Annotated in this window: 26 protein-coding genes, 1 other RNA gene and 1 pseudogene; 22 read left to right on the top strand and 6 right to left on the bottom strand. The window is 45.5% G+C overall.

Annotated elements, in window-relative coordinates; all coding sequences use genetic code 11:
* The first annotated feature begins 82 nt into the window (after positions 1-82).
* From dinG to CXL14_RS12595, 8 genes are all read left to right on the top strand, one after another.
* Complete coding sequence (gene dinG, locus CXL14_RS12560; protein WP_029973654.1) at positions 83-2,869, top strand: ATP-dependent DNA helicase DinG; 2,787 nt, start codon at positions 83-85, stop codon at positions 2,867-2,869.
* Positions 2,870-3,016: 147 nt separating this feature from the next.
* Positions 3,017-3,187 carry a YpmA family protein gene (locus tag CXL14_RS12565; RefSeq protein WP_003153512.1) on the top strand — a complete coding sequence of 57 codons (171 nt, stop codon included), beginning with the start codon at positions 3,017-3,019 and terminating at the stop codon, positions 3,185-3,187.
* Between the two features lie 9 nt (positions 3,188-3,196).
* Positions 3,197-3,682 (top strand): cell wall elongation/penicillin-binding protein regulator TseB, encoded by a 486-nt coding sequence (tseB, locus tag CXL14_RS12570; RefSeq protein WP_021494229.1) that lies wholly within the window; start codon positions 3,197-3,199, stop codon positions 3,680-3,682.
* A 22-nt stretch (positions 3,683-3,704) separates the two neighbouring features.
* On the top strand, positions 3,705-4,886 hold the full coding sequence (locus CXL14_RS12575; RefSeq protein ID WP_007612190.1) for a pyridoxal phosphate-dependent aminotransferase: 1,182 nt from the start codon (positions 3,705-3,707) through the stop codon (positions 4,884-4,886).
* Positions 4,887-5,020: 134 nt separating this feature from the next.
* Positions 5,021-6,313, top strand: a complete 1,293-nt coding sequence (gene asnS, locus CXL14_RS12580; RefSeq protein ID WP_003153515.1) for an asparagine--tRNA ligase — start codon at positions 5,021-5,023, stop codon at positions 6,311-6,313.
* Between the two features lie 94 nt (positions 6,314-6,407).
* Positions 6,408-7,106 (top strand): DNA replication protein DnaD, encoded by a 699-nt coding sequence (gene dnaD, locus CXL14_RS12585; protein ID WP_003153516.1) that lies wholly within the window; start codon positions 6,408-6,410, stop codon positions 7,104-7,106.
* Positions 7,107-7,124: 18 nt separating this feature from the next.
* On the top strand, positions 7,125-7,784 hold the full coding sequence (gene nth, locus CXL14_RS12590; protein WP_007612187.1) for an endonuclease III: 660 nt from the start codon (positions 7,125-7,127) through the stop codon (positions 7,782-7,784).
* Entirely contained in the window at positions 7,781-8,272 is a 492-nt protein-coding gene (locus CXL14_RS12595) for a YpoC family protein (RefSeq protein ID WP_021494228.1), read from the top strand. The genes nth and CXL14_RS12595 overlap by 4 nt, the downstream gene beginning before the upstream one ends.
* Before the next feature lie 77 nt (positions 8,273-8,349).
* Here CXL14_RS12595 and CXL14_RS12600 read toward each other — a convergent pair whose 3' ends face one another.
* Both CXL14_RS12600 and recU read right to left on the bottom strand, forming a co-directional pair.
* The gene (locus CXL14_RS12600; RefSeq protein WP_032863588.1) at positions 8,350-11,133 is read right to left on the bottom strand and encodes a PBP1A family penicillin-binding protein; all 2,784 of its coding nucleotides are present in this window, start codon (positions 11,131-11,133) and stop codon (positions 8,350-8,352) included.
* 38 nt (positions 11,134-11,171) lie between these two features.
* Positions 11,172-11,780, bottom strand: a complete 609-nt coding sequence (gene recU / locus CXL14_RS12605) for a Holliday junction resolvase RecU (protein ID WP_014418235.1) — start codon at positions 11,778-11,780, stop codon at positions 11,172-11,174.
* Between the two features lie 41 nt (positions 11,781-11,821).
* Here recU and CXL14_RS12610 point away from each other — a divergent pair, with 41 nt between their 5' ends.
* Entirely contained in the window at positions 11,822-12,784 is a 963-nt protein-coding gene (locus tag CXL14_RS12610; RefSeq protein WP_014418234.1) for a DUF2515 domain-containing protein, read from the top strand.
* A gap of 43 nt (positions 12,785-12,827) precedes the next feature.
* Here the strand turns inward: CXL14_RS12610 and sspM are convergent, their stop codons facing one another.
* Positions 12,828-12,932, bottom strand: coding sequence for an acid-soluble spore protein SspM (sspM, locus tag CXL14_RS12615; RefSeq protein ID WP_003153525.1), 105 nt, complete (start codon positions 12,930-12,932; stop codon positions 12,828-12,830).
* Positions 12,933-13,137: 205 nt separating this feature from the next.
* Between sspM and CXL14_RS12620 the strand changes: the two genes are divergently transcribed.
* Positions 13,138-13,383 carry a DUF5446 family protein gene (locus CXL14_RS12620; RefSeq protein WP_014418233.1) on the top strand — a complete coding sequence of 82 codons (246 nt, stop codon included), beginning with the start codon at positions 13,138-13,140 and terminating at the stop codon, positions 13,381-13,383.
* Between the two features lie 45 nt (positions 13,384-13,428).
* Positions 13,429-13,797 (top strand): YppE family protein, encoded by a 369-nt coding sequence (locus CXL14_RS12625; protein WP_014418232.1) that lies wholly within the window; start codon positions 13,429-13,431, stop codon positions 13,795-13,797.
* A 38-nt stretch (positions 13,798-13,835) separates the two neighbouring features.
* Here CXL14_RS12625 and CXL14_RS12630 read toward each other — a convergent pair whose 3' ends face one another.
* Positions 13,836-14,018: a YppF family protein gene (locus CXL14_RS12630; RefSeq protein ID WP_003153532.1), complete on the bottom strand. Its 183-nt coding sequence runs from the start codon at positions 14,016-14,018 to the stop codon at positions 13,836-13,838.
* Positions 14,019-14,204: 186 nt separating this feature from the next.
* Here CXL14_RS12630 and CXL14_RS12635 point away from each other — a divergent pair, with 186 nt between their 5' ends.
* Positions 14,205-14,672, top strand: coding sequence for a YppG family protein (locus tag CXL14_RS12635; protein WP_014418231.1), 468 nt, complete (start codon positions 14,205-14,207; stop codon positions 14,670-14,672).
* A gap of 29 nt (positions 14,673-14,701) precedes the next feature.
* Here the strand turns inward: CXL14_RS12635 and CXL14_RS12640 are convergent, their stop codons facing one another.
* Positions 14,702-15,115: an Hsp20/alpha crystallin family protein gene (locus CXL14_RS12640; protein WP_007612169.1), complete on the bottom strand. Its 414-nt coding sequence runs from the start codon at positions 15,113-15,115 to the stop codon at positions 14,702-14,704.
* A 138-nt stretch (positions 15,116-15,253) separates the two neighbouring features.
* Between CXL14_RS12640 and CXL14_RS12645 the strand changes: the two genes are divergently transcribed.
* From CXL14_RS12645 to CXL14_RS12680, 9 genes and pseudogenes are all read left to right on the top strand, one after another.
* Positions 15,254-15,760, top strand: coding sequence for a PTS sugar transporter subunit IIA (locus CXL14_RS12645; protein ID WP_012117833.1), 507 nt, complete (start codon positions 15,254-15,256; stop codon positions 15,758-15,760).
* Positions 15,761-15,858: 98 nt separating this feature from the next.
* Entirely contained in the window at positions 15,859-18,105 is a 2,247-nt protein-coding gene (locus CXL14_RS12650; RefSeq protein WP_014418230.1) for a DEAD/DEAH box helicase, read from the top strand.
* A 19-nt stretch (positions 18,106-18,124) separates the two neighbouring features.
* Positions 18,125-19,363, top strand: coding sequence for a ribonuclease H-like domain-containing protein (locus tag CXL14_RS12655; protein WP_014418229.1), 1,239 nt, complete (start codon positions 18,125-18,127; stop codon positions 19,361-19,363).
* Positions 19,364-19,484: 121 nt separating this feature from the next.
* Positions 19,485-19,592, top strand: a pseudogene (locus CXL14_RS20090) (hypothetical protein); the annotation flags it as partial.
* Between the two features lie 83 nt (positions 19,593-19,675).
* Positions 19,676-19,912, top strand: coding sequence for a spore coat protein CotD (cotD, locus tag CXL14_RS12660; protein ID WP_003153539.1), 237 nt, complete (start codon positions 19,676-19,678; stop codon positions 19,910-19,912).
* 88 nt (positions 19,913-20,000) lie between these two features.
* Positions 20,001-20,549, top strand: coding sequence for an SLOG family protein (locus CXL14_RS12665; RefSeq protein WP_014418228.1), 549 nt, complete (start codon positions 20,001-20,003; stop codon positions 20,547-20,549).
* A 79-nt stretch (positions 20,550-20,628) separates the two neighbouring features.
* Positions 20,629-20,928 carry a cell division regulator GpsB gene (gpsB, locus tag CXL14_RS12670; RefSeq protein WP_003153541.1) on the top strand — a complete coding sequence of 100 codons (300 nt, stop codon included), beginning with the start codon at positions 20,629-20,631 and terminating at the stop codon, positions 20,926-20,928.
* A 55-nt stretch (positions 20,929-20,983) separates the two neighbouring features.
* Positions 20,984-21,365, top strand: an RNA gene (rnpB, locus tag CXL14_RS12675) — RNase P RNA component class B.
* A 96-nt stretch (positions 21,366-21,461) separates the two neighbouring features.
* Positions 21,462-22,628, top strand: coding sequence for a THUMP domain-containing class I SAM-dependent RNA methyltransferase (locus CXL14_RS12680; RefSeq protein WP_022553050.1), 1,167 nt, complete (start codon positions 21,462-21,464; stop codon positions 22,626-22,628).
* 40 nt (positions 22,629-22,668) lie between these two features.
* Here the strand turns inward: CXL14_RS12680 and CXL14_RS12685 are convergent, their stop codons facing one another.
* Positions 22,669-22,821, bottom strand: coding sequence for a YpzG family protein (locus tag CXL14_RS12685; protein ID WP_003153548.1), 153 nt, complete (start codon positions 22,819-22,821; stop codon positions 22,669-22,671).
* 166 nt (positions 22,822-22,987) lie between these two features.
* Here CXL14_RS12685 and CXL14_RS12690 point away from each other — a divergent pair, with 166 nt between their 5' ends.
* The gene (locus CXL14_RS12690; RefSeq protein ID WP_003153550.1) at positions 22,988-23,179 is read left to right on the top strand and encodes a hypothetical protein; all 192 of its coding nucleotides are present in this window, start codon (positions 22,988-22,990) and stop codon (positions 23,177-23,179) included.
* Positions 23,180-23,212: the final 33 nt, after the last annotated feature.

Here is a 23,212-nt window from a genome sequence, read left to right on the forward strand (position 1 = left end):
GGCAAAAGCTGTTTTTCCGCTCCATTTCTCAACAAAACGTGTTACACTTTTCTCGTATGCAAGAATTGAGGTGTCCATTTTAATGAACAAACAACGGTTCGTTGTCATAGATGTCGAAACAACAGGAAATTCGCCGAAAAAGGGCGATAAAATCATTCAAATCGCAGCGGTTGTCATTGAAAATGGACAAATAACTGAGCGGTTTTCAAAATATATCAATCCGAATCAGGTCATCCCGCCGTTTATTGAACAGCTGACGGGAATTTCGTCCGGAATGGTTGAAAATGAACTGCCGTTTGAAGCGGTCGCAGAGGAGATTTTTCATCTGCTTGACGGCGCGTATTTTGTTGCCCACAATATTCATTTCGACCTCGGATTTGTCCGGCATGAACTGAGCGAAGCGGGCTATGAGCTGCCGGATTGTGAAGTGCTTGATACGGTTGAGCTTTCGCGTATTGTTTTCCCGGGGTTTGAAGGATATAAGCTCGGTGAGTTGTGCGCGGAGCTGAATATTGTTCATGACCGCCCTCACCGCGCAGACAGCGATGCGGAGGTTACGGGACTGGTCTTTTTAGACATTTTACATAAACTGAAACATTTGCCTTTACCGACGTTAAAGCAGCTTAGAAGGCTTTCACAGCATTTTATCAGCGATTTGACGCTGCTTTTGGATTCTTTTATACATGAAAGCAGGCCGGCGGAAGAAAAGAGCTGCATTCCATACGCCTCTTTTTCAATTAAAGAGCCCGATCACATTCCGGTTTCCCGTCCGGTGAATGCGGCCATTGACCTTGAAAAGTGGAACGAAGAAAAAGAACAGATCTTATCCGATATCATCCCCCGCTATGAAAAGCGGAATGGGCAGCTTTCGATGATGGATGAAGTGCTCGGCGCCTTCCGTAATCGGGAGCATGCGCTGATTGAAGCGGCGCCCGGCATCGGAAAAACGATCGGTTATCTCGTTCCGGCTGTTTTATTTGCCAAAGCGGAACAAACTCCCGTGATTATCAGCACGTACTCTACTCTTTTGCAGCAGCAGATCATGTCTAAAGATCTTCCGCTTTTGGAGCGTATGTTTCCTTGGCCGGTCAAAGCCGCTATTTTAAAAGGGAAATCACATTATCTGTGCCTGCCTAAGTTTGAACATATTCTGCATGAGGAAGATGACAACTATGATGCGGTTTTGACGAAAGCACAGCTTCTCGTCTGGCTGACGGAGACTGAAACGGGCGACGCCGCTGAGCTGAATCTTCCATCAGGCGGCAGATTGCTGTGGGAGCGCATGGCTTACGATGAGAATTCTTTTTTGAAAAAAGGGAAGGACTCGGCTGCCGGGTTTTATGAACGGGCTAAAGAAAAAGCGCAGGCCGCAGATCTGATTATCACAAACCATGCTTTGCTGTTTTCAGATCAAAGCAGTGAAACGAAAAAACTGCCTGCAAGCGGAACGGTCATCATTGATGAAGCGCATCATTTCGAACGCGCTGCCAGCGAGCACCTCGGGAAGAGAGCTTCATACATCGGACTGCACACAAAGCTCAGCCGAATCGGAACCTTAAAGGAACACGGACTGTTAAAGCGGATGAGGAAACTGTTTTATACGTATGAACTGCCGGCGGAAAGTTTTTTTGACGCCGATGAGTGGATGAAGCATATTCAATCGGAAAGCGACGCATTTTTCAGTTCAGTGCATTCTTTTGTCAAACGAAGAAAACCTAAAGACGATCTGAACCGTCTCGTCTATAGTCTCAATCATAAAAGCCAGGATAAAGGGTTTCACATGATAACGGACGGAGCGGAGCGGCTTTGTGCGATGCTGGATCAGCTGCTTGACATGTTTTCAGTACAGGAGAAACTGTTACATCAAAAGCTTGATCAGATGAAAAGCGGAGCGGCTTTTTTAGCGGCCGAATATGTAAAGTGTATCAGGGGGCTGAAAGAATATCGCGATACGTTCAGCAGGCTGCTGTTTGAAAATGATGAGAAAGAAGCCGTTTGGGTTGAAATTGACGCGAAAGGCGCAAAAAACGCCGTCAGCATCTATGCGCAGCCTTTGGAGCCCGGTGAAATGCTGGCAGACCAGTTTTTCGCCCGCAAAAAAAGCGTTGTGCTCACATCAGCGACCTTAATGGTGGAGCAGTCTTTTCAATTTATGATTGAAAGGCTCGGACTTGCGGATTTTTATCCGCGCACCAAAAGCATCCCGTCTCCTTTTTCTTACGATGATCAGATGAACGTCATCATTCCGAAAGAGATGAAATCCGTTAAATATGACGGGGAGCGGGAAGTCATTGAGCATATTGCCAAGTATGCGGAAATCATGTCAAAGGGAAAACAGCCGAAGATCCTTGTCCTGTTTACGTCTCATGATATGCTGAAAAAAGTGTATCAGGAACTGAAACTCAGTATGGAGATCTCAGGCATTCAGCTTCTCGCCCAAGGTATTTCGGGCGGGAGTCCCGGTAAATTAATGAAAACCTTTAAAACGGCAAGCCGGGCGATTTTGCTCGGGACGAATCATTTCTGGGAAGGCGTTGATTTTCCGGGGGATGAATTGTCAACTGTCATGATCGCAAGACTTCCTTTCAGGGCGCCTGACAATCCGCTTCACGCCGCAAAATGCGAATTTGCCAAGAAGCAGGGGAAAAATCCGTTTCAGACGATTTCCCTGCCTGAGGCTGTGTTAACGTTCAGACAGGGGATCGGGCGCCTGCTCCGTACGGCGGGAGACAAGGGAACAATCGTTCTTTTAGATCAGCGTGTAAAGACGGCGGGTTACGGACGGCTGTTTCTTGAAGCGCTCCCGACTTCATCTCTTTTGGAGCTGACGGATGCCGAACTCGGGGCTTATGTCAGCCAAACGGAATAAAAGCCGCATAAACGCGGCTTTCGTGGTGTGGGATGAGGAATTGTTTTTATAGTAAAAGCGGGTTCATGCCGCCTTGTGATTTTATTATGCCGCGGGCGCATCCCGTTATGACTAACAAAATTTGTTCGACCGATGGAGGGTATAAAAATGGAAAGCAAAATTGAAATTCTGTCAACGATTAATGTGGAGCATTCAGATGATTTATATAAAATTGTCGATACATTAAACCGGACTTTGAAACGGGACAATCTGATGTTCGGCCTTGCGCTCGACGAAGAAAATCAAAATGAAGCGGTCTTCACCATTTATCGTACATAGGTGAAAAAGATGAGAAAAAAAGCATTAATATTTACAGCCGTATTTGGTATTATTTTTTTAGCAGTTCTTTTATTTTCGGCCAGCATTTTTAAATCTGCAATGGCTCAAAAAGAAGAAGGCCACGAAACAGCTGCCGCAGCGGCTAAAGAAAAAACGGATCTGACAGATGCTGAGAAAGTGGAGACCTTTGTCGGCAAACAGAAATATTATGTTGTTACCGGAACGGATAAACATGGAAAAGATGTGTATGTATGGGTTCCGGCCGACAAAAAAGCAAAAATTCTCTCAAAAAAAGCCAGTGACGGCATTTCAAGCGGCAAGGCTGCCAAGATCGTTCGGGACGAAGGGCTTGTTTCCAAGCTGAATGGCGTTCACCCGGCGAGAGAAAACAATGTTCCGTTATGGGAAGTGACCTATATCAACAAAAGCGGGCAGTATAGCTTTAGCTATGTGGACTTTACAAGCGGCAAGATTCTCAAAAACATCACACCGTGAGACGTATTAGGGGGAGTTCAAGTTGAAATTGGCAAAAAGAGTATCCGCATTAACACCGTCTGCAACACTTGCAATTACTGCAAAAGCGAAAGAACTGAAAGCAGAAGGCCATGATGTCATCGGCCTCGGAGCAGGAGAACCGGATTTTAATACGCCTCAGCACATTATAGATGCCGCGGTGCGTTCCATGAATGAAGGCCACACAAAATATACGCCTTCAGGCGGTCTGCCGGCGCTGAAAGACAGTATCGCAAAAAAATTCAAAAACGATCAGGGGATTGAATATAAGCCGTCAGAAATCATTGTCTGCACCGGAGCGAAACACGCTCTGTATACATTATTTCAGGTCATTCTTGATGAAGGGGACGAAGTGATTATACCGACTCCTTACTGGGTCAGCTACCCTGAGCAGGTGAAACTGGCAGGGGGGCGTCCCGTCTATGCAGAAGGGCTGGAATCCAATCAGTTTAAAATTTCACCGGAGCAGCTGAAGCAGGCTATCACCGAGAAAACAAAAGCGCTCATTATCAATTCACCGAGCAACCCGACAGGTGTTATGTATACGAAAGAAGAGCTTGCGGAACTCGGAAAAGTGTGTCTGGAGCATGGCATTCTGATCGTTTCTGACGAGATTTATGAGAAGCTTACATACGGAGGAAAAAAACACGTCTCAATCGCACAGCTTTCAGATGAATTGAAAGAGCAGACGATTATCATTAACGGCGTGTCGAAATCTCACAGCATGACGGGCTGGAGGATCGGCTATGCGGCGGGTTCGGAGACGATTATTAAAGCGATGACGAGCCTTGCGAGCCACAGCACATCAAATCCGACGTCCATCGCTCAATACGGCGCCATTGCGGCCTATAACGGTCCGGCTGAGCCGCTGGAAGAGATGAGACAGGCATTTGAGCACAGACTGAACACCATTTACGCTCAGCTCAGTGAAATTCCCGGATTCACCTGTGTCAAGCCTGAAGGGGCGTTTTACTTGTTCCCTAACGCCAAAGCGGCCGCAGAAAACTGCGGATTCAAAGATGTCGATGAATACGTCAAGGCGCTTCTGGAAGAAGAAAAAGTCGCCATCGTGCCGGGCTCGGGCTTCGGCTCACCGGACAACGTCCGTTTATCTTACGCAACGTCACTTGATCTTTTAGAAGAAGCGGTCGAAAGAATCCGCCGCTTCACGGAAAAACACAGCTGATTCTGAAAAAGCGGCTTTTAAAGCCGCTTTTCACTTGCATTGACCCCGTTAGAGTAGAACGGGTATAATAAAGTGATGAAAAAAGAGATTCAGGCAGATTCCTGAATGTCTTTCTTGTTCTGGAGGGAAAGAGTTTGAAAACAACAATCAACCAAGTGTATAAACACACAGGCGAGGAAGTAACGATTGGAGCTTGGGTCGCTAATAAACGCTCAAGCGGTAAAATCGCATTTTTACAGCTGAGAGACGGTACCGGCTTCATTCAGGGAGTTGTCGTCAAAGCTGAAGTAGAAGAAGACATCTTCCAAATCGCGAAATCAGTGACGCAGGAAACGTCACTTTATGTAAAAGGAATTGTGAAAGAGGACGAGCGTTCACCGCTTGGCTATGAGCTTGCTGTTACATCCATTGAAGTCATTCACGAAGCGACTGATTATCCGATTACGCCTAAAGAGCACGGTACGGAATTCTTAATGGATCACAGACATTTATGGCTCCGTTCGAAACGCCAGCACGCAATTATGAAAATCCGCAACGAAATCATCCGTGCGACTTATGAATTTTTCAACAAAGAAGGCTTCGTGAAAGTTGATCCGCCGATTTTGACGGGAAGCGCTCCGGAAGGCACGACTGAGCTGTTCGCGACGAAATATTTTGATGAAGACGCCTTCTTGTCTCAAAGCGGCCAGCTGTATATGGAAGCAGCTGCAATGGCGCTCGGAAAAGTATTCTCTTTCGGGCCGACGTTCAGAGCGGAAAAATCGAAAACGAAACGCCATCTCATCGAATTCTGGATGATTGAGCCTGAAATGGCATTTGTTGAATTTGAAGAAAACCTTGAAGTTCAGGAGAATTATGTTGCATACATCGTGCAAAGCGTGCTGGAACATTGTAAGATCGAGCTGAACACATTAGGAAGAGACACATCGAAGCTTGAACAAATCAAAGCGCCATTCCCGCGCATTACGTACGATAAAGCGATCGAATTCCTGAAAGAAAAAGGCTTTGACGATATTGAGTGGGGAGATGACTTCGGTGCGCCGCATGAAACAGCGATCGCAGAAAGCTATGACAAACCGGTGTTTATCACTCATTATCCGACGTCATTAAAACCGTTTTATATGCAGCCTGCCAAAGATCGTGACGATGTCGTGTTATGTGCCGACTTAATCGCTCCGGAAGGCTACGGGGAAATCATCGGCGGTTCAGAACGCGTTCATGATATGGATTTATTGGAAGAAAGATTAAAAGAACACGGTCTGGATTCAGATGCTTACAAATGGTATGCTGAACTCAGACAATACGGTTCTGTTCCGCACTCCGGCTTCGGCCTTGGACTTGAGCGGACAGTGGCTTGGATCAGCGGAGCGCCTCACGTGCGTGAAACGATTCCGTTCCCGAGACTTCTGAACCGTCTGTATCCGTAATAGTTATGAAAAACGAAGTCTCCTGCAAGGGAGACTTTTTCTAAGTAAAGGGGAAAGCTCCCGGAGATAACCTTTTACAGTAAGAGGTGTAAGGATGAAAAAACAGCAATTTATAGATATGCAGGAACTCGGCATTTCAAGCATTCCCAACCTGCTGCTGACACATTACCGGCAGCTTGGGCTGAATGAAACCGAATTGATCCTGCTTTTGAAGATTAAAATGCATTTGGAAAAAGGCTCTTATTTTCCGACGCCGTTTGAACTTCAATCAGGCATGTCCATCTCTGCTGAAGAATGTACAAGCTGCCTGAGAATGTTTATTCAAAAAGGTTTTCTGTTTATTGAAGAATGTGAAGACCATAACGGTATAAAGTTTGAAAAATATTCTCTGCAGCCGTTATGGGCGAAGCTGTATGATTACATGCAGCATTCACAAAACGAAACGCAGGAAAGAACGTCAGAAAGAGAACAAAAAAGCCTGTATACCATCTTTGAAGAAGAGTTCGGAAGACCGCTGTCGCCGCTTGAATGCGAGACGCTGGCCATATGGCAGGATCAGGATCAGCATGATGCGATTCTGATTAAACACGCCTTAAAAGAAGCCGTTTTATCGGGGAAACTCAGTTTTCGCTATATTGACCGGATTTTATTTGAATGGAAAAAGAACGGCTTCAAAACGGTTGAGCAGGCGAAGGCGCACAGCCAAAAATTCCGGCGTGTTCAAACGAAACAAAATGATCCGCAAAAAGAGTATACGAGGCAGGTGCCTTTTTACAATTGGCTGGAACAATAACATGAGAAGGGGAGAAACGTGTTAAATTTAAAGCAGATTGAATATTGTCTTGAAAAAATCGGCGATATGTTTCCGCACGCAGAATGTGAACTTGTCCATTCAAATCCTTTCGAATTGGTTGTGGCAGTCGCATTATCCGCGCAATGTACGGATGCTCTCGTCAACAGAGTGACAAAAACGCTATTTCAAAAATATAAACGGCCCGAAGATTATCTTGCCGTATCGCTGGAAGAACTCCAGCAGGATATTAAATCAATCGGCCTGTACCGTAATAAAGCCAAAAATATTCAAAAGCTGAGCAAAATGATCATCGAAGAGTACGGCGGAGAAGTGCCGAAAGACCGGGATGAGCTTGTGAATCTGCCGGGTGTCGGACGGAAAACGGCAAATGTGGTCGTGTCTGTTGCTTTCGGCGTACCTGCGATTGCAGTAGACACTCATGTGGAGCGGGTCTCTAAACGGCTCGGTATCTGCCGCTGGAAGGACTCTGTTTTGGAAGTAGAGAAAACATTAATGAAAAAAGTGCCGAAAGAGGATTGGTCTGTTACGCACCACAGATTAATATTTTTCGGCAGGTATCATTGTAAAGCGCAATCTCCCCGCTGTGCGGAATGTCCTTTGCTTCCGCTATGCAGAGAAGGGCAGAAGCGTGACAAAAAAGGGCTGGTGAAACGGTGACGGCGATTGACATTCTGGCAGGCTATGAAACATACCTGCGCAGCCTTACGGACTTGGAAAGCCACGAGATCAAAACGGCGCTGCGCCGCCATCCGCTGTATATGGATTTCAGCGGTCAGCCAACAGTGCAGCCATGGAGGGAAAGGGGCGAATATGTCCCGTTTCTGTTTCAGATTTGGAACGAAACGAAAGAAACGCTGCTTCCCGTTTTTCAAACAAGAAAATCGAGATGTGATCAAAATGACATGCTGAAGGGAATTGCCTGTCTGATTGCCGCTTTTCACTGGACGGCAGGGGAGCGGGTTACATCACTCGACTGGACTGTGCTTGAAACAAAACATTTTCCCGCCGAACCGATCAATTGGGCGGAGCGAATGGCGTTTATTTTAACGAAACCGACTCAATTTCACTCGTTTATTCAGCTGGATGAATTGATGACGGAGATGAAGAAACAATATCATAAATATGAAGCCATGAACAAATGTTAAAAACCTCCTTTTCTCATAAGGAGGTTTTTTTGTATGAAAAAAATCCTTCACCTGTTTGAGGTGAAGGATTTCGTCCGCTAATGAGCGGAATTTGACTGGATGGTTGACGAATTGGACTGCCCGTTGATATTTGAAGATGAGTCTTGGTTTTTGTCCGTTTGACCGCTGTCAGGTTTATTTGTGCCGTCTGAACCGGAATCGGAATCATTATCAGAGCCGTTATCTTGCTGTCCGTTGTTATCCGTCCCGTTACCGGGCTGATTCTGATTGTTGTCATCCGTTTGATCCTTATCGGATTGATCCTGATTTTTATCTGAGTCATCAGTGGGTGTTTGATCCGATCCGTCAGACGTATCTGTCTGATTGTCATCTGTGTTTGAATCATCGGTTTGCGTCTTGTCTTTATCTTTATCTTCATCAGACTTCTGTTCATCGTCAGTCGCTTTATCTTTATCTGCATCGTCTTCTTCATCTTTCGGGACTTTGAAAGATGCTGATGCCGTATCGCTTTTTCCGTCATCGTTTTCCGCTGTCACCTGGAAGCTGTATGTGGAGCCTGGCGTGACATCTGAGACGACGGCTTCTTTTGCCGAACTGTTTTGAATGTCACTGTAGCTTCCGCCGTCAACGGATTGTTTGACATTGAATGTTGCATCACCGTCATAATTCCAGCTTAAGGTTAATGATTTTTTATCTTTGTCGTATTTCACTTGCAATCCTGTCGGTTTATCGGCTTTTTCTTTCGTGTACGTTTTAGAAACGGCAGTTGGCTGCGTTCCTTTCACGAAGTACTCCGTCACTTTTTTATCATCCGGTGTATTCGGTCCGGCTAAAGCGGCAGGATTCGAGCCTTTCTCAACCGTTTCTTTGACGACGCTGTCAGGCTGCTTGAAGCTTCCTTTACCGTCATCAACGTATGAGATCAGCTTTTGGAAAATCCGTTTTGCGACTTGCTGGTCAGCAGAAGACAGTGATTTCTTACCTGCTTTGTTGCCAGACTCAACTCCGGTCCAAACCGCTGCTGTATATTGAGGGGTGTATCCGACAAACCATGAGTCTGGAACTCCGCCTTGTGCGATATTATATTTTTGAATATCCTCTTTAGTAAAGTTTGTCGTACCCGTTTTACCGGCGACTTCCACGTTCGGTACTTGAGCCAGTCTGCCTGTTCCTGACTGCACGACTGTTTTGAGCATATCGGTAATCATGAATGCCGTGTAATCGCTCATAGCACTTTTCGGTTTCGGTGTTAAATCAAGCTTAGTGCCGTCATTAAATTCAATCGATGTGACCGCGTGCGGTTCATTGTACGTTCCGTTATTTCCGAAAGCGCTGTAGGCGCCCGCCATTGTCATAGTAGATACACCGCGGTTATCCTCACCAAATCCTCCGATCGAATAAGATTCGGTTACACTCTCTTTGTTTAATCCTAGTCCTAAGTCATTTGCAAAGTCGATGGCATTATCTTTACCGGCTGCTTGATATGCTTTCAGAGCCGGAATATTACGCGAGTCTGAGAGGGCCTCTCGCATTGATATCATATTTCTGTATTTATTGTCATAGTCGTGAATCGGAGTGCCGTCAGAGTACGTATAAGCCGAGTCGTCAATCTGCTCATACGTCGACCATTTTTTATTTTCAATAACCGGGCCGTAATCAAGGATCGGTTTTATCGTTGAACCGGGCTGGGTTTTACCTTGTGTTGCATAATTGAATCCCCCGGCAGTTCTGTTCCTGCCTGCTCCGATGGCGCGGATTTCTCCGTTTGTCGTATCAAGGAGCGTGACGCCGCCCTGCATGCCTTCGGTAAATCCGGCTGTGTCGCCGTTCATCAATTGATCAAGATAATCTTGTGCTTTCGTATCAAGAGTCGTATAAATTTTCAGTCCGTCAGTTGAAATATCGACGTCTTTCTTTTCTTTTGTCTCAATTTCTTTCATAACTTCTTCGACAAAAGCGCTGTATTTATTTGTGTCCTTTTTATCGTATTCCTTTTGGCTGACGACGCCTTCATCTTTCATGGACACTTTCTTTGCTTTTTGGTATTCAGAATTTGAAATGAATCCTTGTTTTTCCATTAAGCTGAGAACAATGTTTCGGCGCTTTTCGGAAGCCTTCGGATTTTTAACCGGGTTATATCCGGTCGGGCTTTGCGGCATTCCGGCAAGCGTTGCCGCCTGTTCAACCGTAAGCTTGCTCAAGTCTTTTACGCCGAAGAATTCTTCAGCCGCTTTACCGACGCCATAGGCACGCGGTGAGAAATAAATTCTGTTTAAATACATTTCTAAGATTTCATCTTTAGAATAATGGCGCTCCAGCTGCAGTGAAAGCCACACTTCCTGTGCTTTCCGTTTAATCGTTTTCTGATGGGTCAAAAGCGAGTTTTTCACAACCTGCTGGGTGATTGTGCTTCCTCCCTCTGAACCGAATCCATCCGTAAAGTTTGCGACCAAGGCGCCTCCGATCCGGATCGGGTCTATACCGTGGTGCTTATAAAAACGGGCGTCTTCAGTTGCGATAAATGCTTCTTTCACAACATCGGGTATATCCTTAATCGGGACGTAGGTTCGTTTTTCACCGCCCACTTCCGCGATTTCTTTGCCGTTTTTATCGTAAATCGTTGAAGAGTAAGGCGTTTTCAGCTTGGCTTCGTCTAAAGAGGGCGCGCCGGAAACCAAAACGGCAAATGCCGCCGCTCCGCCGACTATGCCAAGGACAAACAGAATAACCAAGGACAGCACAATCTTTTTGAATAAACCGCCTTTACGCTGTTTCTTGCCTTTTTTCGGTGAAGAGGGCTTAGTGCTTTTCGTCTGCCTTGCCTTACGGCGTTCTTCACGGCTCATAAATTGATCTGACATAACATCTCAACCTTTCGTTTATCAACCTTTCGCTCAGTCTACTGTTCCTGCGAAAAATAAAGCTGTTCAATAATACTAATATAATCAATTCTCGGTGAGTATCCAAGGGAAATCGGAAAGGAAGCATCTTCTAATTCGTCTTTGCGAATCGATTTTCTGCCGTTCTTCTCCTTTCTGTCCCAAAAGACAAACAGCTTGTCGGCTTCGAGGAAATAAACCTTTCCGAAAGCGGATATAATAACAAAACAAATGCCGTCTTGCCTGACCACCTGCTTCATATGCTCAATCTGATGATCATGAAAATTCTGCAGGGGAAATGCCGTTTTGTTTTTTGTTTCTTTTGCCTCAAAATCAATGTAGCGTCCTTTATAAATGCCGTTGTAGTCAGTTGTTGAAGACTGTTTAAAATAAGCTTCCTTAATGACTGCGGCGCTTCTTTTCGGATAGTGGACGTTTACAATCTGGACGGGTGTCGGCTTTTTGTGAATGACAGCAATTTGGTTAGCCAGATAATACTTATTCGTTTCATTCAGGTCGTCTTCGAGGGTCATGCCGCGATTACTGTATGAATGGGTCCGTTTCTGGCTGTTTTGGGATGAAACCGTTTTGTTCGGCTGAAAAGTTTTTCCATTCGGGTACCGAATCACTTTTTCCATCCTCCTTATCAAACTAATAGTGACGGAAGTGAATGAACGTGCATAAACGACAGACCGTAACCGCCATTCTTCGCCTGATCGAAAAAGAGACAAAAATAAAAAATGCCGATAATATTTCCCGGACGAATGCCTATAAAGCATATTATGACCGCCATCCTGAGATCAAGTGGCCGCTTTTGGCATCCTTTGTGTCCCGCAATGCGGGCTGGTCGATGACTGATTTAAGAGGCGTCCTTTATCAGGAGGGCCTTGACAGCAGTCAGAAAAACTGGTTTTTCCTTTCGTATGAAAGGGCGAATTGGCTGATTTTTTCTGATGCCTATCCTCAGCTTCTGGTCTACCAGTGGTCAAAACAAATCGGCGAACCTCTTTTCCGTCATCTTCCTCATTTCCGCGTCTCGGCTTTTATGCAGGAAGAATGGTTTCGCTTTTGGCGTGACGGAGATACGGAACGGCTCATGTATGCTCTTATTATAAATGAACAAAACACTATCCAAGCACCTATTATACAAAATCCTTCGTTTAAAAAGAATGTTTTTGGCACGATTCCTTTTTATTTAAGTGATTGGTTTCACTTTAATACGGTGATATTCCCTTCATTTGACGGACATTTATACGGAATTTCCGTCAAACGGTTTTCGAAAACCGAAGAAAGAATTACGCTCGGAAAACAGCTGGCCCGCCTTCTGTTCAGTCCTGATCTGCACGCTTCTTTTTACCGTTTTCTTGATACCGTTCCTCATACCGGTTCGCGCTTTGATATGGAGAAAATGATCGGCATCAAAAAAAGAACATCACCGATGCTGAGGACAACCTATCCCATTGTTGCCCACCCATTAGACGGCGAAAGGGCGGATTGGTTTCAAAAAAGGTTAAGAAAAGGGGCTTTCTTACAGGAGAAAATGCCGAAACAGCTTGAACTGACGGACTGGTACTTCCAAAAAAGACGGGAGCTCCATGCGCTCTTCGCGGTTAAAGAGTGGCTGAAGAAATGAAAAAGCCCGAAACCGTTCGCTGGGGTTTCGGGCTGCTGATGTGTTACGTGGAAGGGCGGTTTGGGCCGCCTAATTTTTTATCAAGCGTATCAGTCGTTTTTGCTTCGGTTTTTTGCTGTTTACCTGCATTTTTCGGTCTCGTTTTCATACGGCACCTCCTCAACTGTATCGTTTGCATTAACGTGCCGGTTCATACAAAGTTTGCGGCACTTTTTTGTCGAAAGGCACGCCTTTTAGGATAATCTCTGTTTGTTTGCCGAACTGCTTCTAGTTTTGTCATGTGCAGAGGAGAGCGGTATGAAAACGAGAATTATATTCTAAAGAGACGCAAGTGATAAAAGGGAGGAACATGAATGTCTGTTTACACGAGCAAGGCTGATATTCTCCGTCTGCTTTCTGATATTGAAATCCGGATTTCTGCTGCTGAAAAAACGCTTACCCAAGCAGTCAGATCCTGTCAGGCGGAAGCTGAAGAAATCAGACAGGAGAAACTTTCCCGCCTTGAGGAAGAGGCGCGGGAGCTTCATGTTTGTATTGATGACCTGTTTTTGGCTGACCGGCGTAAAAAGGATTTGCCGAGAGCATGCCGGATCAGCTGATTTTATGCAAAAACTTTGGTACCATATGTACTGAGGTGAGTCCGTTTGCAGACACAGTCGTTATTGGAGCTGACAGAACAAATGATAGAGGCGGTTCTGGAAGCTGAAAAAAGATATCAGGATGGAAAAGAGTCAGGCCGTTCATATGATTTTTTTGAGATTATTAAACCCGATGTTGAAAAAAGAGACCGGCTTTGCGCGCTTTGGACTAAAGCAGCGCTTGCGTTTATTCAGGAAAACCGTCCGAAATACGTTCATCACGCACAAATTCAGGCCGTTACAGAAAATTTCGGAGAGCTGATGCTCCAATCATATGTTCATCATATTCATAAAAAAAGATACAGGGATTTAACTGAATCTGTTTTATATACGCTTCGTATATTAAGGGATGAAATTGAAAAAGAAGGCAGCTGAAAACGGCTGCCTTCTTTTATATAAAGGGGTCGGGTATGTTATTCATACGCCGGGTTTTCTGCTCCACTTGCTTCGAGAACCTTCATACTGTTTCGAAATTCGGTTGCGGTGAGATGGCCTTGAATATAGAGGAATTTTGCAAAGTCCATCAGTTTATCTGCACAATCTGTTTCATATTTTTTCACTTCAGCAAAACGCTTTCTTAAGTATGATACGTTCATAATGGTGCATCCCCTCTCATGTATGTTGAGATTATGGTAACATAACGATTCGACTTTTTTCTGTTTTTAAAAAATTAAGACTTTCGACAGCATTTGACAAAGATCAGAATCTCCGAAAGCACATAACCAAGGCGGAATTCATACATATATAGCAGAAACTTAGTGAGAGACAAGGGGGAATGTCATATGCAATGGAGAGCGCAGCCCTATCAAAATATGTACCAGCAGCCGGCGGGATATTTCTACCCGCAGCAGATACAGCCGCTGCAGCAGCCGAGTCCGCAGCAGATACAGCCATTACAGCAACCGTATCCGCAGCAGATACAGCCATTGCAGCCGCCGCCATATCAACAGCAAGGGCAGTACCCGCAGCAATTTTATCCGAATCAGGAATACGGTCATATGCAGCAGCCGTTTGCTCCCCCTCCTCCTCAGGCAGCCATGCCCGGGGGGCAGCCGGGGTTTGTGAATCCTTACCCCGTTCCCAGACCGAATCAGCAGCAGTCTTCCCAATTCTCAGGCATACTCTCCCAGTTTAAAAAAACGAACGGACAGTTTGACTTTAATAAAATGATGGATACAACGGGGCAGATGGTAAGCGCCGTAAATCAGGTCGGATCGCTGGTGAAAGGCTTCACCAGTATCTTCAAATAAAAAGCATGAATGATATCCATCATTCATGCTTATTTTTTAGGGAAAAAGAGGGTAAGCGTCTGTTCATTCCAGGATGTTTCCATATCTTCTTCACTCACCTTATACGGGAGGACAACGGTTCTTGTCATGCTTGAAGACACGTGGGATGAATGAGCCTGTTTATGATCGTAGCGGATTGTAACGTGAAGGTAGCACCCTTTCGTTTCCACCAGCATATCCCCGTCACGGAACGTCTCGGGAACGCCGATATCAACCGCGAGGCCCGTCGGCTCTTCTCTGACGTCAATCGTCACTTGCGCTTCAGTAAAAGCCGAATTGACAAGGTGCTGAAAACCCTGCATCAATTCTGCGAAGGGACCTGAGTGAAAAAATTGGTCCATCGCATGGCTGATGATGTCCTCATTTCTTTGCGGATCAAGTTTATCGTTTTGTGATTGATCCATATGACCACCGCCTTTTTACAAACAGACTATGCGATGTTATGCCGTATGGTTAAGAATTGAAGGAAAAAAGAAAGTATGGTTAAATAGTGGAGAATAAACTGGTAACGGATTCACATTTAGGAAGGGGAGCACAACACATTGCTGAAAAAATTATTTGGATTGGGAGACAGCCGGAAAAAGCCGGCCGAAGAAGTGATTTTTTCTCCGGCTGACGGAGCGGTGATGGATTTGGCTTCAGTGCCGGATCCTGTATTTTCACAAAAAATGATGGGGGATGGGATCGCCGTCGAGCCTGCAAACGGAGACATTGTTTCACCGGTTGAGGGAGAAGTGATTCAGCTGTTCCATACAAAACATGCTGTCGGCATCCGCACCCTTTCCGGAGCGGAACTTTTGATACATGTCGGCTTGGATACCGTCAATATGAACGGTGAAGGCTTTGAAGCGCATGTAAAAGAAGGCGACAAAGTGAAAACAGGCGATCTGCTTTTAACGTGCCGGCTGGATTTAATAAAAGAAAAAGCAAGCAGCACCGTCATCCCTATGGTGATTATGAATGGCGATGCCGCAGAACCTTTGCAATTTGCAGGCGCAAATGAAGCGAAAAAAGGACAAACAGAGCTTTTTACGATAAAAATGAAGTAGGCAGGGGCTGATTCCCTGCTTTTTTTCTTGTGCAGGATTTTCATCTAGCCAGGCAAACAAATATTCGGTAAACTGTACCTCATAAAGAGGTGTGAACGATGAAGAAAAAATCACTGAGCGAACTGATACAGGAATTAAAAAATCATGAAAATATTGTGCATTGGCATGAAGAGGAACCGCGGGAGGCGAAAACCATGCCGATGCCGGAGCAAGTAGATCCGAACATTCGGGCGGCTCTCGAAAAGAGGGGGATCGAGCGGCTCTTTACACATCAATACTCCGCTTTTCAGACGGTTCAAAACGGAGAAAGCATTGTGGCTGTCACACCGACGGCCTCCGGAAAAACACTGTGCTATAATCTTCCGGTTCTTCAGTCTATCGCGGAAGATGCCTCAAGCCGCGCGCTTTATTTATTTCCGACAAAGGCGCTCGCACAGGATCAAAAAAGCGAGCTGAACGAAATCATAGACGAGACGGGCATGGACATTAAAAGCTTCACCTATGACGGAGATACGTCTCCGGCCATCAGGCAGAAAGTCAGAAAAGCCGGGCATATTGTGATCACAAATCCCGATATGCTTCATTCAGCCATTCTTCCCCACCATACAAAATGGGTGAGTCTGTTTGAAAACCTGAAATATATCGTCATTGATGAATTACATACGTATCGCGGCGTATTCGGCAGCCATGTGGCGAACGTCATCCGCCGTTTAATGAGAATCTGCGCTTTTTACGGAAGCAAGCCGTCATTTATCTGCACATCCGCCACAATCGCCAATCCGATGGAATTGGCGGAGCAGCTGACGGGAAAATCAGTGCGCCTGATTGACGACAACGGCGCCCCGGCCGGAAGAAAGCATTTTGCTTTTTACAACCCTCCGATTATAAATAAACCGTTGCATATTCGAAAAAGCGCCACCGTGGAAGTGAACGAACTTGCCAAAACTTTTTTGAAAAATAAGATCCAGACGATTGTTTTTGCAAGAAGCCGTGTGCGGGTTGAAATTATTTTAAGCCACATTCAGGAGATCGTAAAAAAGGAAATCGGCGCGAAGTCTGTCAGAGGTTATCGCGGCGGATATCTTCCGAAAGAAAGAAGAGATATAGAGCGGGGGTTAAGAGACGGCAGCATTCTCGGGGTTGTCAGCACAAACGCGCTGGAGCTTGGCGTTGATATCGGCCAGCTTCAGGTCTGCGTGATGACGGGGTACCCGGGCAGTGTCGCGAGCGCATGGCAGCAGGCGGGCCGGGCCGGACGGCGGCAGGGAGAGGCGCTTATCGTGATGGTGGCGAACTCTGATCCGATTGACCAATATATTGTGCGCCATCCTGATTATTTCTTTAAACGCTCGCCTGAATCTGCAAGGATTAATCCTGATAATCTCATTATATTGGTCGATCACCTGAAATGCGCTGCGTATGAGCTGCCTTTCAGAGCCGATGAAACATTCGGAGAAAATGATGCAAGAGACATTCTCGAGTATTTAGAAGAAGAAGGGGTGCTTCACGAAAACCGCGAACGCTATCACTGGGCGAGCGAATCTTTTCCCGCCTCCAACATCAGTCTCCGTTCGGCGTCACAGGAAAACGTGGTCATCGTTGACCGGTCAGAGACGGCTGATGTAAAAATCATCGGAGAAATGGACCGTTTCAGCGCGATGACGCTTCTTCATGATGAAGCGATTTATCTTCATGAAGGGGTGCAGTACCAGGTTGAAAAGCTTGATTGGGACCATAAAAAAGCGTACGTACGAAAGGTCGATGTCGAATATTATACAGATGCCAATTTAGCGGTGCAGCTGAAAGTGCTGGACATTGACAGAACGGACAGCAGAAAGAAAACGGCCTTACATTTCGGCGATGTAACCGTGAACGCACTTCCGACAATATTTAAAAAAATTAAAATGACGACATTTGAAAATATAGGATCAGGGCCGATTCATCTTCCAGAAGAAGAACTGCATACCAGTGCTGCCTGGCTTGAATTGAAAGAGACGGATTCGGAGATCGGCGAAAAAACGCTTGAACAGCTGCTTTTAGGCATTGCCCACGTCCTGCAGCATATCGTGCCTGTATACGTCATGTGCGACCGAAATGACGTGCATGTCGTGCCGCAAATCAAAGCCGCACATACCGGACTTCCGACAATCTTTCTGTATGATCATTATCCGGGCGGAATCGGACTTGCTGATGAAGTATATAAGCGATTTGATGAAATCAATGAAGGGGCTGAGCGCCTGATCAGACAATGTCCATGTCAAGACGGATGTCCTTCCTGCATCGGCTCCGAAATAGAAGGAATAGATGCAAAGAAAGCGATACTCCGGCTCTTGAATTACGTGTAAAAGAAAAGGGGGACGAAAGATGTCCTTGAAAAATAAATTAAAGCGGATGAAAAACCACCTGAATGTGCCGGAAGCTGAAAAAAAGCCGGCAGCTTCACAACTTTCGGTCCCGGATATTCAAGTCCCATTTAGAGAAGAATGGGAGGCATTCGGAGTGAAGCCTTTCTTTTTTGAGGATGAATTCTGTCTTATCCGCGAAACCGTCTATCCGCTTTCGCACCGTCACGGACGGTACAGCTTCAGTGAACTTGATGACGTCATGGCATTATGGAATAAAGGCGGTTTGACACATACTTTATCAGCAGAAGGATACGAAAAAAGCCAGCTGTTCTTCTTTGATACTGAAACGACCGGCCTCGGCGGCGGGGCCGGCAATATGATCTTTTTGCTCGGTCATGCAAGAGTGTATGAAGACCGTGTCGCGGTTAAACAGCATCTGCTTCCTAAACCGGGAAACGAGACGGCTCTTTACAAAAGCTTTTTAAGTGAGGTTGACATTACGTCTCTTGTTACGTATAACGGAAAAGCCTTTGACTGGCCTCAGGTAAAAACTAGGCATACATTGCTGCGGGACAGGCTTCCGAAACTTCCTGACTTCGGACACTTTGATCTTCTGCACGGAGCGAGACGGCTTTGGAAACATAAATTAGAGCGTGTATCGCTTTCGGCGGTTGAAAATGAAGAGCTTGCTTTTAAAAGGGACGAAGACACACCTGGTTATTTGGCGCCGATGCTGTATTTTCAATTTTTAAAGGCGGAGGACCCGGCTCTTTTAAAGGGAGTGCTCTCGCATAATGAACAAGATGTGCTTTCCCTCATCGCTCTTTACATCCATATGTCAAAAAAGATTTTTGCATCTTCTGATCAGACGTCAGAACGTCAGGAAGCATACGCCATGGCGAAATGGTTTATCGCTCATAAAGAAACCGATCGGGCTGTTTCACAGCTGGAAGCGCTGCAAGGCAAAGCCTTTGAAGATTCAGATCGGGCCCTTTTTGACTTAGCAATGCTTTATAAAAAACAAAACCGCAGGCAAGACGCCGTGCCCCTTTGGGAGAAACTGACGGGCTCTGATCTTCACATATGCAGACACCAATCAGCGGTAGAGCTGGCGATCTATTTTGAGCATCACGCAAAAGATTACAAAAAAGCTCTGCAGGCCGCGCAGCAGGCGGCAGAAGACGAGGAAATATCGGAAAAAGAAGCCGAGAAGCTCCATGTGAGAATTGCCCGGCTCAAGAGGAAATATTCCTCTTGAAATATTGCCCGGGAAAGCGCAAAAGCCGAGCTGTTTCGCCAAAAATATTTTTTTCTGAATCCGCATCGATTTTGTTGTAGAATGGTGCCGCATCTTGTAAAATAGCGTTAGTTATTTATAGGGGAGAGTTGGTATGTATAAAGGTGTTTTTTACTTGTTCTTTGTCGTGGTTTTTTTGATTGCGTTTGTGTTTTCGAATTTTAAAGACAGCTTGCTGACGCACTTTTAAATTGGGTGATTGAATTAGAACATGTACCCTCTTTTCTTCATAACCTAACAGTGTAATAAAAGTTAATGGAGAGGGGATTTAGCATGTTTCATCATCATTGTTGCAGACCAAACGTGATGCCGCCGATTGTCCATCCGACTCATTGCTGTGAACACCATTGCTTTTCTAACACGGTTGTGCCGCATATTCATCCGCAACATACAACTAACGTAAATCACCACAACTTTGAGCACGTTCATTACTATCCGCACACTTTTTCAAATGTTGACCCGACAACTCACCAGCATTTTCAGTGCGGAAGCCCTTGCTGCGATCATTAGTATTGAACGCTTAAGCAAGATCGGTTAGGATATCAGCAAATCAAAATGGGGCCCGATGGGGAGCCCCATTTTTTAAGCAGGTGATCAATTGAAAGTATTAGCCGTAACAGGATACAAGCCGTTTGAACTCGGGATTTTTAAACAGGATGACCGGGCGCTTGTTTATATAAAAAAGGCGATAGAAACCAGACTCAGAAGCTTCCTTGACGAAGGCTTGGAATGGATTCTCATATCAGGACAGCTGGGGACTGAGCTTTGGGCGGCAGAAACGGCGTACGATCTCAGAGAAGAGTATCCGGAATTAAAGGTTGCCGTTATCACGCCTTTCTACGGCCAGGAGGAAAAGTGGAAGGAGCCGAATAAAGAAATGTATGAAGCGGTGCTTGCTCAGGCAGATTATGAGGAGAGCCTGACGCATCGGCCGTACGAAAGTCCGCTTCAATTCCGGCAGAAAAACGCGTTCTTTATTGAAAAGTCAGATGCGCTTTTGCTTTTATATGATCCTGAAATGGAAGGATCGCCGAAATATATGCTGCAGCAGGCAGAAAAACGCCGTGAAACAGACGGATATCCGATTTATTCGATTACGATGGATGATCTCCGTGCCGCCGTTGAAGAAGAAGATTTCTTTACATAACACGTCAGAGAATATTTGACAACGGGACGTGTTTCTGAATAAAATATAACATGATGATTCACGATATGAGGTGAAAAAGATGCTTGCTGATAAAGTAAAGCTTTCTGCGAAAGACATTTTGGAAAAAGAATTTAAAACAGGCGTTAGAGGTTACAGACAAGAAGACGTTGACAAATTTTTAGATATGATTATTAAGGATTATGAAACCTTTCATCAAGAAATTGAAGAACTGCAGCAGGAAAATCTGCAGCTGAAAAAACAGCTTGAAGAAGCAAGTAAAAAACAGCCGGTGCAGTCCAATACGACCAACTTTGACATTCTGAAAAGGCTGTCCAACCTTGAGAAACATGTATTCGGCAGCAAACTTTATGACGAATAAGGCAGATGCACTTGTCAAATGAGACAAGTTGCTTTATAATGAACAAGTGTTCTTAACGTTCGGGTAATCGCTGCAGATCTTTGAATCTGTAGAGGAAAGTCCATGCTCGCACGGTGCTGAGATGCCCGTAGTGTTCGTGCCTAGCGAAGAAATAAGCTAGGGCAGCCTTGATAGGCTGACGGCAGGAAAAAAGCCTACGTCTCCGGATATGGCTGAGTATCCTTGAAAGTGCCACAGTGACGAAGTCTCATCAGAAATGGTGAGAGTGGAACGCGGTAAACCCCTCGAGCGAGAAACCCAAATTTTGGTAGGGGAACCTTCTTGAAGGAACTGAACAGATAGAAGGACAGAATACTTTCTGTAGATAGATGATTGCCGCCTGAGTACGAGGTGATGAGCCGATTGCAGTACGACGGAACAAAACATGGCTTACAGAACGTTAAACATTATTGATATGACAAATTAGAGCTCTCCTTAAAAGGGGAGCTTTTATCTTGAATGAAACGAAAGCTTAAAAGAGACAGGGTGATACGATGAAGAAGTACACACTAATAGCGACGGCGCCGATGGGAATTGAAGCGATCGTCGCCAAAGAAGTGCGTGATTTAGGTTATGAATGCAAAGTAGACAACGGAAAAGTCATTTTTGAAGGAGATGCGCTTGCGATCTGCCGCGCTAACTTATGGCTGCGGACGGCTGACCGCATCAAAGTACAGGTCGCCGAGTTTCAGGCGAAAACGTTTGATGAGCTGTTTGAAAAAACAAAAGCGATTGACTGGCGCGCGTACATTCCGGAAAACGCAAAGTTCCCCGTTATCGGAAAATCCGTGAAATCAGTGCTTGCCAGTGTGCCTGACTGCCAGCGGATCGTCAAAAAGGCGATAGCGGAAAAGCTGAAACTGCAATCAGGAAAACAAAATGAATGGATTGAAGAAACGGGACCCGAGTATAAGGTGGAGATTTCCCTTTTAAAAGATAAAGCCGTACTTACACTGGATTCATCAGGAACAGGCCTTCACAAACGGGGATACAGGGTTGATCAGGGAGGAGCTCCGATTAAAGAGACGCTCGCTGCCGCGTTAATTCAGTTAACCAACTGGACGCCTGACCGTCCGTTCGTCGATCCGTTCTGCGGTTCCGGCACGATCGCCATTGAAGCCGCTTTAATCGGACAAAACATTGCTCCCGGTTTTAACCGTGATTTTGTTTCAGAAGACTGGGAATGGATCGGAAAAGAACTGTGGGACAAGGCGCGTCTTGAAGTGGAAGAAAAGGCGAACTATGATCAGCCGCTGCAGATTTTTGCCAGTGATGTGGATCACCGGATGGTAAACATCGCCAAAGAAAACGCAGAAGAAGCGGGACTTGGGGACCTGATTGAATGCAAACAAATGCGGGTGCAGGATTTTACGACAAAACTCGAATTCGGCGTAATCGTCGGAAACCCTCCGTACGGCGAACGGCTCGGCGAAAAAAGGGAAGTCGAGCAGATGTATAAAGAAATGGGCCGGGCATTTGAATCTCTTGATACATGGTCTGTCTACATGTTAACGTCAAATGAACAATTTGAAGAGGCCTACGGAAGAAAAGCAACCAAAAAACGGAAGCTCTTTAACGGTTTTATCAAAACGGATTATTATCAGTACTGGGCTAAAGTGCGGCCGCAGCGGAAAAAGCCGCAACAAAGAGAAGACGCCTGAAACAGCGTCTTCTCCGGCATCTTTACGTTTTATTCTGCCATTACCAGCGGTGCGCTTTTGCGTTGCTCCGTAAAATAATGTTGGTCTGGGACATTTCGGTGTGGCCGTTCACTTGCGATTTAGAGCGTTTCGGCCGCGTCCAATTGTGATGAAACAATTCAGAATGCTGATCTAATCGATCTTTATAACTCATGTAACCATCACTCCCGGGTAGAATAAATTTGTGAAGATGGATATTCGATCGAATATCTGTTGTAGTTTGTGCAGGTCAGGTGAGGATCATTCAGAATGGCATGTATAGAAAGTGAAACATCGGCATAGAATGATGATTATTTCTATTTGAGAGGTGATCTTATTTTATGCTGAACAGCGAGCACTTCAGTAAAATACAAAAGGCGTTAGACGCAACTGCTTTCCGGCTGGAGGAAGCCGGAGCGGAGTTCGGTCCTTCCGCCATGACACACGCACAGGAAGAACTTGAAAATGCGGTAAAACATACACATTCAACAGACCATCCGTTCCTATGTACACATATCATTAACCGGAAATGATCATGACAAAAACTTGGCGAGGCCAAGTTTTTT

Origin of the sequence: Bacillus sp. SJ-10 (assembly GCF_002843505.1) — a bacterium.
Classification (GTDB): domain Bacteria; phylum Bacillota; class Bacilli; order Bacillales; family Bacillaceae; genus Bacillus; species Bacillus velezensis.